A 532-nucleotide genomic window follows, 5' to 3' on the forward strand; every position below is an offset into this window, starting at 1 on the left:
CATCTTGTCGCGCATGACGGGGTCGGCCAGCAACTGGCCGAGCTGCTTGACCAGCGCCTCCTGCGTGTCGGCCTGCCGCGCACCGCCGCTGCCATCGAGCGCCGCATAGACATCGGCGAAGTTGAAGACGTGCGGTCCATGGACGATCGCGGCACCTAACTTGATCGCCTCGATCGGGTTCTGCCCGCCATGATGGATCAGCGATCCACCCATGAACACGATCGGCGACAGGCGATAGAACAGGCCGAGCTCGCCCATGGTGTCGGCGACATAGACGTCGGTCGTCGCGGTCGGCAGCTCCTCGCGCGAGCGCAACGCCGGCTTCAGGCCCGACGCCGTGATCAAACCTGATATCGAGGAGCCGCGATCGGGATGCCGCGGCACGATCACGGTGAGCACCTGCGGAAAGAAACCGACGAGGCTGCGATGCGCCGCGACCAGCATCTCGTCCTCGCCCGGATGGGTCGAGGCCGCGACGATGATCGGCCGCCCGCGCGTCATCGCCATCAGCCGCTCGAGCTTGGCGGGATCG

At 66.7% G+C, this 532-nt stretch carries 1 protein-coding gene; it reads right to left on the minus strand.

All coding sequences use genetic code 11. From position 1 onward, the window contains the following. The coding region (locus tag MOV75_RS41450; protein WP_369010509.1) for a 3-deoxy-D-manno-octulosonic acid transferase at positions 1-532 on the minus strand (532 nt) is incomplete at both ends.

The sequence above is a fragment of the Bradyrhizobium sp. PRIMUS42 genome (assembly GCF_023006515.1).
In the GTDB taxonomy this organism is placed as follows: domain Bacteria; phylum Pseudomonadota; class Alphaproteobacteria; order Rhizobiales; family Xanthobacteraceae; genus Bradyrhizobium.